General features: G+C 62.4%; 7 protein-coding genes and 2 pseudogenes. 2 read left to right on the top strand and 7 right to left on the bottom strand.

Going from position 1 to position 13,098, the window contains the following annotated elements:
- Positions 1-5: 5 nt before the first annotated feature.
- The 4 genes and pseudogenes from JANGC3_RS33830 to JANGC3_RS0115540 all read right to left on the bottom strand — a co-directional run bounded on the left by JANGC3_RS33830 (position 6) and on the right by JANGC3_RS0115540 (position 3,520).
- Positions 6-806: a YecA family protein gene (locus JANGC3_RS33830; protein ID WP_232429714.1), complete on the bottom strand. Its 801-nt coding sequence runs from the start codon at positions 804-806 to the stop codon at positions 6-8.
- A 358-nt stretch (positions 807-1,164) separates the two neighbouring features.
- A pseudogene (locus tag JANGC3_RS29420) lies at positions 1,165-2,506 on the bottom strand (IS4 family transposase).
- A 140-nt stretch (positions 2,507-2,646) separates the two neighbouring features.
- Positions 2,647-2,805: pseudogene (locus JANGC3_RS33835) on the bottom strand (IS5/IS1182 family transposase); the annotation flags it as partial.
- 58 nt (positions 2,806-2,863) lie between these two features.
- Positions 2,864-3,520, bottom strand: a complete 657-nt coding sequence (locus tag JANGC3_RS0115540; protein ID WP_017877412.1) for a hypothetical protein — start codon at positions 3,518-3,520, stop codon at positions 2,864-2,866.
- A gap of 742 nt (positions 3,521-4,262) precedes the next feature.
- Here JANGC3_RS0115540 and JANGC3_RS0115545 point away from each other — a divergent pair.
- Both JANGC3_RS0115545 and JANGC3_RS0115550 read left to right on the top strand, forming a co-directional pair.
- Positions 4,263-6,782, top strand: a complete 2,520-nt coding sequence (locus JANGC3_RS0115545; RefSeq protein WP_026133030.1) for a M4 family metallopeptidase — start codon at positions 4,263-4,265, stop codon at positions 6,780-6,782.
- Between the two features lie 278 nt (positions 6,783-7,060).
- The gene (locus JANGC3_RS0115550) at positions 7,061-9,313 is read left to right on the top strand and encodes a M4 family metallopeptidase (RefSeq protein ID WP_026133031.1); all 2,253 of its coding nucleotides are present in this window, start codon (positions 7,061-7,063) and stop codon (positions 9,311-9,313) included.
- 244 nt (positions 9,314-9,557) lie between these two features.
- Here JANGC3_RS0115550 and JANGC3_RS30860 read toward each other — a convergent pair whose 3' ends face one another.
- The 3 genes from JANGC3_RS30860 to JANGC3_RS0115560 are packed head-to-tail and all read right to left on the bottom strand — an operon-like array spanning position 9,558 to position 12,195.
- A complete protein-coding gene (locus JANGC3_RS30860; protein WP_081611878.1) occupies positions 9,558-10,775 on the bottom strand; it encodes a xanthine dehydrogenase family protein molybdopterin-binding subunit in 1,218 nt (405 codons plus the stop codon).
- On the bottom strand, positions 10,679-11,731 hold the full coding sequence (locus JANGC3_RS30865; RefSeq protein ID WP_051068314.1) for a molybdopterin cofactor-binding domain-containing protein: 1,053 nt from the start codon (positions 11,729-11,731) through the stop codon (positions 10,679-10,681). The genes JANGC3_RS30860 and JANGC3_RS30865 overlap by 97 nt, the downstream gene beginning before the upstream one ends.
- Positions 11,728-12,195, bottom strand: a complete 468-nt coding sequence (locus JANGC3_RS0115560; RefSeq protein WP_017877416.1) for a (2Fe-2S)-binding protein — start codon at positions 12,193-12,195, stop codon at positions 11,728-11,730. The genes JANGC3_RS30865 and JANGC3_RS0115560 overlap by 4 nt, the downstream gene beginning before the upstream one ends.
- Positions 12,196-13,098: the final 903 nt, after the last annotated feature.

The following is a 13,098-nucleotide window of genomic DNA, read 5'->3' on the forward strand; positions in this document are numbered from 1 at the left end:
TTCGCTCAAATGCAGCACTTCTTGAATTTTTTTCCGCTACCGCACGGACACAGATCATTGCGGCCCACTTTCTTACCTCCAATTATTGGGCGGTCTTTGCGAAGATTTGGATACCGTTGCTCCGGTGCGTGAGCGCCTGCAACCATGCTCATTCCACGTATTACTAACCCCGTATCTTTTCCCATCGGTCGCGCACAGCGGTATCGACTATCAAGGGACCGGATTAGCTCGTGGGCGATTTGGCGCATCGTAGCGGGCACGTGATCTTCTCCCGCAATTTCTCGCCCATCGCCAAGGACAGTAATCCATTCCAATGAATTCTTTGTGCGCAGGTCGTGATATTTCTCATCAATTTCGTGATCCACATGCGCGCCGCCATCTTTATTGGCGAGATGCAAGACAATATCTTTTCGACTGAATTCGTTCTTTTTCGAATCAACTAATACGATCCCGTTCCACCACGCGTCGAAAGTGATCCAGTTTGACTGGATGTCGTCGTCAAGGTGAGCCTTGGGTTTGGCCTCACTTGACGACATGTGGATTTGCACCAACGATGAGTGGCTAAGCGCGTTTTCATCGTCGTATGGATCGGACGTGTCTAGAAAGTTTGTATTCTTTTTATTGGAGAGGGTTAGCAGCGAAGTAGAAGCGCCTGTATCGTGCACCAACACGCGCACAGATACGGCAAGACGCTTTATTTCGCCTTCAAATCCATTGTCAAAAGATGCACTAGAAAGTTTGAGGAAGTCAAGTTGCTCTTCTAGAAGCACATCGAGTTCGGTCTGAGTACGCGCGATAGTTGCCATTGAATAACCTAACTGGTACTTCTACAGACAGGGCGAGCCGGTATGTATGTTGGAAAGCTGATAAGCACATTGGACTGATCCTTCAGAAGCCGCTCCAGTTCCAGTTTTCGAGGCAAACTATATGTGCACACAGTACTAAAATATTGCGAAACACGTCACACTTGAGAACCCTACGCCACAACCGCCAAGACTGTTCGATCAGTGAATCGTTACATTACGGAATTATTTCAGTCTACGCACTGAGTGCGTTTGTGTCTACTAGGAAAGATAAAATGTTCGGTTTGATTATCTTGATCAATAAATCTAATCACCAAGCGAATGGCCGCTCCTGGCCCAGACTCATATCGTTATACATAACTCAGCCGTGTCCCTCGCGCAGCGACTGTAATACGGTGGCGACGCCCATGATTCTCTGTAATACCTGCCAGATCGTTTTGACGCCGGGTTCGCCGTCGTTCTTGCGGCCCAAGAAGCCGCCAAGCTGCGCGATCAGGCGCAGCACTTCGTTGAGGCTTGGCGGTTCGCCCGGCTGGGGCTTCTTCGACGGCAGATACGCGCCACGGATTTCATCTGGGTCGAAGAACAGGGCCGCGTCCAGATCCGGGCAGGTGCGTCCAGCGCGCATCAGATATGCGACCCGCCAGGCGACGATTATGAACAGGGCCAACGCCCCGTCCGATCCGATCGATGGTCGACAGTTGCAGCGCTTCGACCTTGCAACCATTTTTGATGGATATTGAAATAAATTTCTACTTCCCAGCGCACCCGGTACCAATCGATGAGCTCGATGGCGTCTTCCAGGGCCGGCGCCGCCCGGTTTGTCAGCAGGCGCTACTCCACCGGCTTGGCGCCCTTCGGCGCGCCGATTTCGCGCGCCACGACGCAGGTGACGGCAACGGTGCCGCCCTTGCCGTTCGATATCTCCAGCGTGCGCGCCCACAATTGTTGGCGGACCTTGCGCGCTTTTTGCTCTTCTCTTGCTGGCATCGTGAAGGTAATTTCCCCCATTGCCTCGCCGGCAGTCGTGTGCGCCCACAGTTTCTCGCCGTCGCCATCCGGCAGGCAGCGGTTGTGCTTGGCACCACCAGCCAGTCCGCAGGCGTGCCCAGCGCCTGCGCGCGCCATCATCGCCACCAGATCGGCCTCCCGGTCGGCGACGTACACCAGGCGCGTCGCGGGCATCTCGGCAACCCGCTCGTAACACTCAATCCAGCGCGTGCTCTCCTTCTGCCCGTGTCGCACACCATCCTTGTCGCGCGGTTCCCGCGCCTTCATCCAAGCGTCGAGTACGCCGAGCGGCTCGCGTTGCGGTGTAAGCGCCAAGTCGGATGCACATACATGCCGCGCCGCGCCTCGTAATTGAGCGGCCCGAGCCCCTTGCCTCCCTGGCCGTTGAGGTCAAGTTCGGTGGTGTCCTGCACGCACAGCACCACCAGGCGGGCGCGCATGCGTTGCTGCCTCTGCTCCCAATGCGGCGCCATCATGTCGCGCCATTCAACGTCCGCGTTGCTAAGGAAACGGTAGTCCGCGCACGTTTCCGCCCAACTATGGCAGGCCAGCGGAATGCTCGCAGTCGGCTTTGCAGTGAATCGTTCCATCAGTATCTTCGCACTCTTGTTGAGGCGACCATCTCCCAGGTCGAGCCCGGCGAATTCCCGTTCCGTCCAGCGAGTAGATGCCTTGGCCAATGCGTCCCCCAAAGTCAGACAGTAAACGCGATTTCCGGTTTGTTTACAACCCCGGCCTGCAACCCATTGAAAGTAACATCTTTTCAGCAGGCGGCTATCGCCGGCTCAGAGTTGTGTATAAAGATATGGCCCAGACTGTATCAAAACGCGGAACCGCCTCCCGCGTACCGCGCATGAAAGGCCGACAGGTCGAGCGAGTCGATCGTATCACTGATGAAATAGACAAGGTGCCCCTCGAGCAATCAGGCTTGCAGCTCATGCGGCAGAAGCATCTGCTGTTGCGGATCGTAGGGAAGATAGCTCGTTTTCATTTGGTAACAACGTTTACCCTTCCGCTTTGGATCACATCAGCTTCTGCCGCGCACACTCCTAGTGCTCGACGATCTTCGACAGCACCGAGAAGGCGGCGCCGGTCTGCGACTGTTCCAGCAGGATGGTCAGCTCGGTGTAAGTGCAGATGATGTTGACCAGGTTGATCTTGTCCCAGGCCAGCTTCTTCAGCACCGCGTGGTAGATCCCGGGCGTGCCGCGGCTGGCCGGGTCCAGGTGCAGCGTCACCGCGGTCAGGTGCTCCAGCCGCGCTAACTGGCGCTCCTCGCTGAACACCTCCTCGACCATGCAGGTCAGGCCGCGGCTGCAGATGATCATCACTTCGTTGACGCCGCGGGTGACGGTGATGAAGGCGCCGCGCTGCGGCTCGGCCAGCGCCAGCAACTGGCGCTGGCATTCGTAGCTGCGTTCGGAGTAGCGGTAGGTGAAGACGGTCAGCTCGGTGCGCGTGGTCAGCTCGCCGGTGCGCTCGCCGAGCACGATCTCGCCGCCCTGCCGCACCGGCAGGCGCTCGGCCAGGCGCCGCAGCGCCATCACCACGGCGGCTTGCCCGACCGGCTTCCACAGGTCGGTTTCGATCTGCGGCTGCAGCTGGCGCGCCAGCTCCGACAGGTTGATCAAGCCCCGCCCCAGGCCCTCGGTCAGGAAGGCCGACTCCATAACGATCTGTTCAACTTTGGTGGAAATCGACAGCATAGTTAACTATCGCCTGCCCGGCGGCGGGCGACCAAGGTCGCTCCCCGCGCACGCGCGCAAAGACTCCGTCAAATGAGGTCTGGTTTCGCCTTCCGCCCGGCCTCGCGGGCCGGGTGCGGAGGGCGTCTCGGTAGCGCCCGCCAAGCGGCGCCGCGGCGGCCGCCAGCGGCGGGGCTATGTAAGGGGCAGTGGTGCCGCCGGCGCAACGCAGCGACGCAAGACGGTGAATAGAGCAGCCAGACCTGTGCTTGAAGTCATTTGTTTCTCCCTGTGGTTCCCGATGCGCGGTGTTTTTTCGCGGTCGTGCCGCGTGCGCTTTTTATCTTCCCCATTCGACTGATATTCCGATGGGTTTTGCCTAGTGTAGAACGCAACATTAAAGGAATGCAACTAACTTTTGCTGAAAAATTGGGCATTGTGTTGCATTCTCGGCGAAATTAGAGCGTAGCCTCTAAACCGTTGCCATTCCTATACAAAACCCCGCAATCGTGCGCCTACGCCAGCGATTTCCGTGTACGGCCGCTCCCGCGAAACCCGTTCCATATCCATCAAGAATGTTTTATTTTTAATATTTTGGACGCTTGCGTCCCATTTCCGAAGAATTTTGACTTGCCCGCGCCGATGGGAATAGTGTCGCCACTACCCGCTGCCGCCACCACAAGTGGCCACCGGGATGGCAGCCAGCGCAGCGGCGACCACGTCGTTCCCACCGCGTTTTTCAATCGATATCCATGGAGAAGAAATGAATTTACGTAAGACATTACTCGCCGCTTCCATCGCCGCCCTGCCCGTCATGGCCTCTATCCCGGCCTACGCGGCCAATCAGTTGATGGCTGCGCCGGTCAACCAGTTGTCTCCACAAGAGAACGCCGGCCTGGTCGCCAAACTCAGCGCGCAACACGCCAAGGCCGGCCTGAACGCCGACCACAGCTTCGTCATCGCCGCCCAGCACCCCGGCGTGACCGGCACCAAGATCAGCCGCGCCCAGCACACCTTCAAGGGCTTGCGCGTGTTCGGCTCGGAAACCGTGGTCGTCACCAATAACGCCGGCGACATCGTCAGCGAATCCGTGGCCGACCGCCGCGCCGGCCTGGCCAGCGGCGCCGGCAACACCGTCGACGGCGCCGCCGGCGCCCGCTTCGACGTCACGCCGTCGATCAGCGGCAGCGCCGCCATCGACCTGGTGGTCAAGGCCGTCGCGCCGCGCGCCATCCACTTCAGCGCGCCGGTGGCCGAGCTGCTGGTCTGGCCGGTGATGAAGTCGGTGCGCGTGGCCGGCGCCGTCAACAAGTCCGAGGCCGCCCTCAACGCGCTCGACCTGGAAGAGGTGGTCGACCACTACGAGTTGGCCTACCTGGTACAAACGCGCATGATCAGCGGCACCAAGCCGATCTATTTCGACACCGTCGTCAGCGCCAAGAACGGCAGCGTGCTGGCCCAGTGGAAGGCGCTGAAAACCGTGGTCGGCGTCGGCAACAGCCAGTACAACGGCCAGGTGCCGATCAGCACCACCCTGAGCGGCAGCAGCTACATGATGAAGGATCCAAACCGCGGCGTCGGCGGCACCTTCGGCGCGATGGCCATCACCAACGCCAACCACGGCACCAGCGCCGGCAGCGTCTACGCCAACGCCAGCAACACCTGGGGCGACGGCCAGCAATACATCAGCGGCGGCAGCACCACCAACGCCAACGGCCAGACCGCCGCCGTAAACGCCATGTGGGGCTTGATGAACACCTACGACATGTTGAAAAACGTGCTTGGTTGGAGCAGCCTGGACGGCAACAACACCGCCACCTACATCGCCGCCCACGTCAACACCGCCTACGACAACGCCTACTACGACGACAATTGCAAGTGCATGTTCATCGGCGACGGCAGCTCGTTCAACAGCCTCGGCTCGATCGACGTGATCGGCCACGAAATGGGCCACGGCGTCACCGCCGCCACCTCCAACCTGAACTACGCCGCCGAATCGGGCGGCTTGAACGAGTCCAGCTCGGACATCAGCGGCGAGGCCGTCGAAGCCTACGCGCGCGCCGGCGGCACCGGCACCACCATCCCGAACAGCGGCAACGACTGGATGATGGGCAAGGAAATCAGCAAGACCGGCCAGCCGCTGCGCTGGATGTTCAAGCCAAGCAAGGACGGCAGCAGCCCGAACGCCTGGAGCAGCACCATCAAGAACCTCGACGTCCATTACAGCAGCGGCCCGAACAACCGCATGTTCTACTTCCTGTCGCAAGGCTCGAACTCGACCTCCAGCAGCGACTACTACAGCTCCTACCTGAACAAGGCGCCGCTGGCGATGACCGGCATCGGCACCGACAAGGCCTACCGCATCTGGTTCAAGGCCCTGTCGACCAAGTTCACCTCGACCACCAACTACGCCGACGCGCGCAACAAGGTGCTGCAGTCGGCCGAGGAGCTGTACGGCGTCGGTAGCGCCGAGGCCACCGCCGTCAAGCGCGCCTACGCCGCCATCAACGTCGGCCTCGACGTCGATGAAACCGCCACCGGCGGCGCCGTCGTCATCACCACCCAGCCGGCCAACGTCACGGTCGCGCCGGGCGCCAGCGCCTCGTTCGCCGTCGGCGCCGGCGGCGGCACCGCGCCGTACAGCTACAAGTGGTACCGCAACGGCGCCCTGATCAGCGGCGCCACCTCGGCCAGCTACGGCTTCACCGCGCAGGCGGCCGACAGCGGCGCCGTGTTCAAGGCCAGCGTGACCGACGCTTCGTCGCCGGCCGTCACCGTGACCTCGGGCAACGCCACGCTGACGGTGTCGAGCAACACTTCCAGCGAGCTGGTCACCAACGGCGGCTTCGAGGCCGGCGCCACCGGCTGGAGCGGCACCACCGGCGCCATCGGCACCTTCGCCGGCCAGAGCGCCTTCGAGGGCAGCAAGTACGCCTGGCTGGGCGGCAACGGCACGACCTCGACGGAAACGCTGTCGCAGAGCGTGACGATTCCGGCGTCGGCCACCGCGGCCACGCTGAGCTTCGCGCTGCACATCGACACGGCCGAAACCGGCAGCACGGTTTACGACACGCTGAAGGTCACCGTGAAGAACGCCGCCGGCACCGTGCTCGGCACCCTGGCCACGTACAGCAACACGGCCCCGGCCAGTGGCTACCAGAGCCGCACCTTCAGCCTGCTCGCCTACAAGGGCCAGACCGTGCAGATCTCGTTCGGCATGACCGAGGACGCGTCGCTGCAAACCTCGTTCGTCGTCGACAAGGTCAGCCTGGTCACCCAGTAAGCCAGCCGGCGTTGCCGCCCGGCGCGCCTGGGGCGCGCCGGGCCACCGGCCCGGGAGCGCGCAGCCCCCGGGCCTTTTTACGCCCGCGAATGTCCCATTTTGAACAAGCGCCCGCCTTTCGACGAATTTGCGAAGATTTTTGACTTGCCGGCGTCGATAGGAATAGTGTCGCTTTACCCGGCGTTTCCGCTTCGCACACGCCGACATGAACCACGCGTTCTGCAGACGGCCGCATTGGGCCCACAACCATGTCAAATAACAATACCCCCGGAGATTACATGAACTTACGTCAGACCTTGCTTGCAGCAGCTATCGGCGCCCTGCCCATGATGATGGCGGCCCAGGCGCACGCCGCCGGCCCCTTCATGATGGCCGCCCCGGTGGCCCAGATGTCGCCGCAGGAAAGCGCCGGCCTGGTCGCCAAGCTGTCCGCGCAACACGGCAAGGCCGGCTTAAACGCCGACCACGGCTTCGCCGTCGGCACGCAGCACCCCGGCGTCGCCGGCACCCGGATCAGCCGCGCCCAGCACACCTTCAAGGGCCTGCGCGTGTTCGGCTCGGAAACCGTGGTCGTCACCGACGGCGCCGGTGCCATCGTCAGCGAATCGGTGTCGGACCGCCGCGCCGGCCTGGGCAACGGCGCCGGTAACGCCCTCGACGGCCGCGGCAACGCCCAGCTCGACGTCAATCCGACGCTGAACCAGATCGGCGCGATCGACCTGGTGGTCAAGGGCGTCGCCCCGCGCGGTATCCACCAGACGGCGCCGTCGGCCGAGCTGCTGGTCTGGCCGGTGATGAAGTCGGTGCGCGTCGCCGACGCCCTGAGCAAGTCCGAGAGCGCCCTCAACGCGCTTGACATGGAAAACGTCGTCGAACGTTACGAACTGGCCTATCTGGTCAAAACCCGCATGACCAGCGCCAACAAACCGGTGTTCTTCGACACCGTCGTCAGCGCCAAGGACGGCCGCGTGCTGGCCCAATGGTCGGCGCTGCAAACCGTGGTCGGCACCGGCAACAGCCAATACAACGGCGCCGTGCCCATCAACACCACGCTGAGCGGCACCACCTACTCGATGAAGGACGCCACCCGCGGCGTCGGCGGACCGTACGGCGGCATGGCCATCACCAACGTCAACCACGGCAGCAGCGGCGGCAGCGTCTACACCAACACCAGCAACACCTGGGGCGACGGCCAGCAATACCTGGCCGGCGGCAGCACCACCAACGCCAACGGCCAGACCGCGGCCGTGAACGCCATGTGGGGCTTGATGAACACCTACGACATGCTGAAGAACACGCTTGGCTGGAGCAGCCTGGACGGCAACAACACCGCCTCCTACATCGGCGTCCACTTCAAGACCGCCGAGGACAACGCCTACTACGACGACACCTGCAAATGCATGTACATCGGCGACGGCAACACCATGTTCAAAAATCTCGGTTCGATCGACGTGATCGGCCATGAAATGGGCCACGGCGTCACCGCCGCCACCTCCAACCTGGTCTACACCGCCGAATCGGGCGGCTTGAACGAATCGAGCTCGGACATCAGCGGCGAGGCCGTCGAAGCCTACGCGCGCGCCGGCGGCACCGGCGCCACCATCCCGAACAGCGGCAACGACTGGATGATGGGCAGCGAAATCAGCAAGTCCGGCCAGCCGCTGCGCTGGATGTACAAGCCAAGCAAGGACGGCACCAGCCCGAACGCCTGGAGCAGCACGCTGAAGAACCTGAACGTGCATTACAGCAGCGGCCCGAACAACCGCATGTTCTACTTCCTGTCGCAGGGTTCGAACGCCACCACCACCAGCGACTACTACAGCTCCTACCTGAACAAGGCGCCGCTGGCGATGACCGGCATCGGCACCGACAAGGCCTACCGCATCTGGTTCAAGGCCCTGACCACCAAGTTCACCTCGTCGACCGACTACGCCGACGCGCGCAACAAGGTGCTGCTGGCGGCCGAGGAACTGTACGGCGCCACCAGCAAGGAAGCGACCGCCGTGAAACGCGCCTACGCCGCCATCAACGTCGGCCTCGACGTCGATGAAGGCACCGTCGTGGCGGGCACCGAGCGCCTGCTGAACGGCGGCTTCGAGTCCGGCGCCACCAGCTGGACCGGCAGCACCGCCACCATCGGCACCTTCACCGGCCAAAGCGCCTTTGAAGGCAGCAAGTACGCCTGGTTGGGCGGCAAGGGCGTCAGCACCTCGCAATCGCTGTCGCAAAGCGTGGCCATTCCAAGCACCGCCACCGCGGCCAGCCTGAGCTTCGCGCTGCACATCGATACGGCCGAAAGCGGCACGACCGCCTACGACAAGCTGGTGGTGACCGTGAAGAACACGGCCGGCACCGTGCTCGGCACCCTGGCCACCTACAGCAACGCCAACGCCGCCACCGGCTACCAGAGCCGCAGCTTCAGCCTGCTGGCCTACAAGGGCCAGACCGTGCAGATCTCGTTCGCCATGACGGAAGACTCGTCGATGCAAACCTCGTTCGTGGTCGACAAGGTCAGCGTGCTGGCGCAATAATACCGCTTACCGCCCCGCGCACTCTGCGGGGCGGTCGCCAAGCGGCGAAGCCGGCCCCGGACGCCGGTCATGCCGCCAATACGCTAAGGTTCGACACTTGGTAACATTGGCGTCCAACTGCCACCCAACAGCGCCCGCCCGGCCGACTCGGCAATCCGATCGGAGAGCGCCTCGCTGGCGACTGCGCGACGACCTGTGCGCCGCCCGCCCCAAGGAGATCCACGATCTCAGATCATTAGCGCACCTATGCGAACCTGAACCCGGATTTTTCGAGCGGTAAGTGCGTGACGCGCTTGCCCGTTGCCGCGAACAAGGCGTTGGTAATTGCCGGTGCAAGCGGCCCAACCGATTCCTCACCCGCGCCGCCCGGCACCTCACCACTTTCCAGAATAACGATATCGACCGGCGGCATGTCGGCCAGGCCAATCAGCCGGTAGTCATGGAAGTTCGACTGTTCGACCGCGCCGTCACGCACGGTTATCTCGCCGAAAAAAGTTGCCGACAAGGCGAACACGATCCCACCCTCGACCTGGGAACGGATATTTTGCGGGTTGATCGCCACGCCGCAGTCGATGGCGGCGGTGATCTTGTGCAGTTTGACGTGCGACGTGGCGTCAACCGACAGCTCGACGACGATGGCCACATAACTGCCATTCGCGCAGACCAGCGCGACACCGCGGTGGCGCCCCGCAGCCGCGGGACTAGTCCAGCCCGCACGCTCGGCAGCCGCGTCCAGGGTACGGCGCCCGCGGCTGCCGACGGTCAGCAGCTTGTGGCGGTAAGCGATCGGATCGACCTTGGCCTGGTGCGCCAGCTCGTCGATGAAGCTCTCGTACGCGAAGGCGTTTTGCGACGTCGCGACCGAACGCCAGTAGCCTACCGGTATCCCCGCATCCATCGTCGTAACCCGGAACAGGGTGGCGCCAATGTTGTAGTACCTGGGCAGTTCGCCGACTGCGCTCGGGTCGACCGGCTTTCCCATGGCGCGCTCGTCGCCGTTGCGCGAATAATCGAATAATGATTCGCAGGCACTGTCGACGCGCAGCGCGACCGGCATGCCTTGCGCGTTCACGCCCGTCTTGAGCTTGATGGCGACGGCGGGACGATAGAAGTCGTGCCGCATGTCCTCCTCGCGGCTCCAGATCAATTTGACCGGTTGGCCTACAGCCCTCGCGATCAGCGCCGCCTGCACCGCAAAGTCGAATTCGACGCGCCGGCCAAAGGCGCCGCCGGATAAAGTCGTGTGGATAGTGACCGCCTCCGGCGCGAAGCCGAGCGCCTGCGCAACGGCGTTGCGCGAGTTCGACTGGGTTTGTGTCGGCAGCCACAGTTCGGCCTTGTCGGCGCTCACATGGGCTGTCGCGTTCATCGGCTCCATCGGCGCGTGACACAAGAAAGGCACGGTGTAGAGCTGTTCGACGCTGCGCGTGGTGTTGCTCGTCGCGGCGTCGTAAGCGGCCATGGCCTTTCCGCAGTCGAATTACGCGGCGGGAAAACGACACCGCCGGCGTTGACCGCCGCCTGGAGCGAGGCGTTGTAAGCGCTCGACGTATGCTTGCTCGCCTTGGTTAAATCCCATTCCGGCTTGAGTGCGTCGAGCCCCTTCCTGGCGCGCCAGTAACCGTCGGCGACGACGGCGACCGCGTTATCGAGCCGCACCACGCGCACAACGCCGCGTATCCCAAGCGCCGGCTTGACATCAACCGAGGCCAGACGCCCGCCAAAGTGGGGGCATTGCAGGACAGTGGCAACCAGCATGCCCGGCACCTTGACGTCGATGCCAAAGCCCGCGCTGCCGTCAACCTTGCCCGGCAAGTCAAGGCGCGCAATGTTCTTGCCCATGTGGCGCCAACGCTCTTTCGGCATCAAGGCCGGGTTTTCCGGCGCCGGCTTGCCCGCCGCTTTAACGACAAGCCGCGCGTAGGCCAGCCGCTTGCCGCTTGGCTTGTGTAGTACCTGGCCGCTGTCCGTGTCGCATTCGCCGGCCGGCACTTTCCATTCGTCGGCGGCAGCGCCGATCAGCATCGCGCGCGCCTGTGCACCGGCCTTGCGCAATGGCGCAAACTGGCGCGCCACGCCGCCGCTGCCGTAGGTCGCGTATTCACCCCAGCCCGCGTTGAAGAATTGCGCCTCGACCGGGGCCATCTCGATGCGTACGCTGCGCCAGTCCAAATCGAGTTCATCGGCCAAAATCTGAGCGATGGCGGTGCCGGTACCCTGGCCGATTTCACTGCTGTTTGAAAGGATGGTGACGCCACCGTCGGCGGCGATGCGCACCCAGCCTTGAAGCGCGGTTTGCGTCGCCGAGGCCGGTGACGTCGCGGCGCCAGCCGACACCAGCGCGGCCGGTGCAATCGCCAGCAGGATGCCGCCGGCAGCGGCGCTCTTGAGGAAGTCGCGGCGCGAAGCCGCTTTCATGCCTGCTCCGCCACGCTCATGCCGGCAGCGCGCTTGATGGCGCGCCGTATGCGGTTGTAGGTGCCGCAACGGCAAAGATTGGTCATCGTGGCGTCGATGTCGGCGTCGCTTGGTTTTGGATTTTCCTTGAGAAGGGCCGCCGCGGCCATCAGCATGCCGGACTGGCAGTAGCCGCACTGCGGCACCTGTTCGGCGATCCACGCCTGTTGCAGGCGGTGGCTCCGGTCCGGCGAGAGCGATTCGATGGTGTTCACGCGCGCCTTGCCAACGGCCGACAACGCTACCGTGCAACTGCGCGCCACCTGGCCGTCGAGGTGGACGGTGCAGGCACCGCAGATGCCGATGCCGCAGCCGAACTTGGTGCCGGTCAGGCCCAGGCAATCGCGCAGCACCCATAGCAGCGGCGTGTCGGCGTCGGCGTCCACCTGATGTGAAGTGCCGTTGATGCTGACGCAATAGGACATGCCTGACCTTCGAAAAATGTGGAATCACCTCAACCCGGGCGAGGCGAAAAATGCATTTAAGCACAGTACGAAAAGTCGGTCAAACATCAGGCGACAGATGGCGGTTTCATGGGAACAGACTGGACGACATGCAAAGCATCTGGACGTTCAGTTGACATCGTTGTCGCGTAAGCGATACACGATAATGCGCAACGCGATATACCTTCCGCGACAGCAATACGACGGCAAATGCAGCCCTCAGTGTCCAGACTACGGCGTAAATGAAGCGCGTACGGTACCGCCATTTGCGACATTCAGGCTTGTCCTGGAGGCAGCGGTCAGCGGCTCATGTGCCTAGGCGCACGAGACTGCTGCAACGTCGAGTACTGGATGCCAGTCAAAGGGAAGGATTGCCGTGACAGAAACGCCGCCCCCCGCGCACGAACAGACGACCTACGGCGGCGGCTGAGCTGTAACGTTGGAATCCACTCCACTTTCCATTTTCCCAACGTCCGCTATAGGACGGCAGCGGCCGTTCCTTGACTTGCAGAACGCCGTCAACGGCGGCACCGGATTCCCGAAATTTTGTGGATTTCCACGCCTATCTTTTCATAACGATATGTTTTCTACAAGAACGGTAATGTGAAGCCTTCCATAACCGTTCCACCGCACCTCCCCCCCCGTTCCCGCCCGGAATGTCCAATTCTGGACATTCCGGGGTTTTCCGACGAAATTCCGAAGATTTTTGACTTGCCGCAGCCGATAGGAATAGTGTCGTCCTACCCGGTGTTTGCGCTATCGCCCATACCGAGATGCCTGACCCGTTTTTACTTCCTCTCTCGGAGCTTTCATGAACTTTCGCCAGACCTTGCTTGCTGCGGCTATCGGCGCCCAGCCCATGACGACGCCGGCCGACACCGCGCA

Source organism: Janthinobacterium sp. CG3, assembly GCF_000344615.1.
In the GTDB taxonomy this organism is placed as follows: Bacteria; Pseudomonadota; Gammaproteobacteria; order Burkholderiales; family Burkholderiaceae_D; genus Janthinobacterium.

Bases quoted from the DNA above. Each gene is read 5' to 3' on its own strand.
- JANGC3_RS33830 (WP_232429714.1), bottom strand. From the start codon at position 806: ATGGCAACTATCGCGCGTACTCAGACCGAACTCGATGTGCTTCTAGAA.
- JANGC3_RS30865 (WP_051068314.1), bottom strand. From the start codon at position 11,731: ATGAAAGCGGCTTCGCGCCGCGACTTCCTCAAGAGCGCCGCTGCCGGC.
- JANGC3_RS0115540 (WP_017877412.1), bottom strand. From the start codon at position 3,520: ATGCTGTCGATTTCCACCAAAGTTGAACAGATCGTTATGGAGTCGGCC.
- JANGC3_RS30860 (WP_081611878.1), bottom strand. From the start codon at position 10,775: ATGGCCGCTTACGACGCCGCGACGAGCAACACCACGCGCAGCGTCGAA.
- JANGC3_RS0115560 (WP_017877416.1), bottom strand. From the start codon at position 12,195: ATGTCCTATTGCGTCAGCATCAACGGCACTTCACATCAGGTGGACGCC.
- JANGC3_RS0115545 (WP_026133030.1), top strand. From the start codon at position 4,263: ATGAATTTACGTAAGACATTACTCGCCGCTTCCATCGCCGCCCTGCCC.
- JANGC3_RS0115550 (WP_026133031.1), top strand. From the start codon at position 7,061: ATGAACTTACGTCAGACCTTGCTTGCAGCAGCTATCGGCGCCCTGCCC.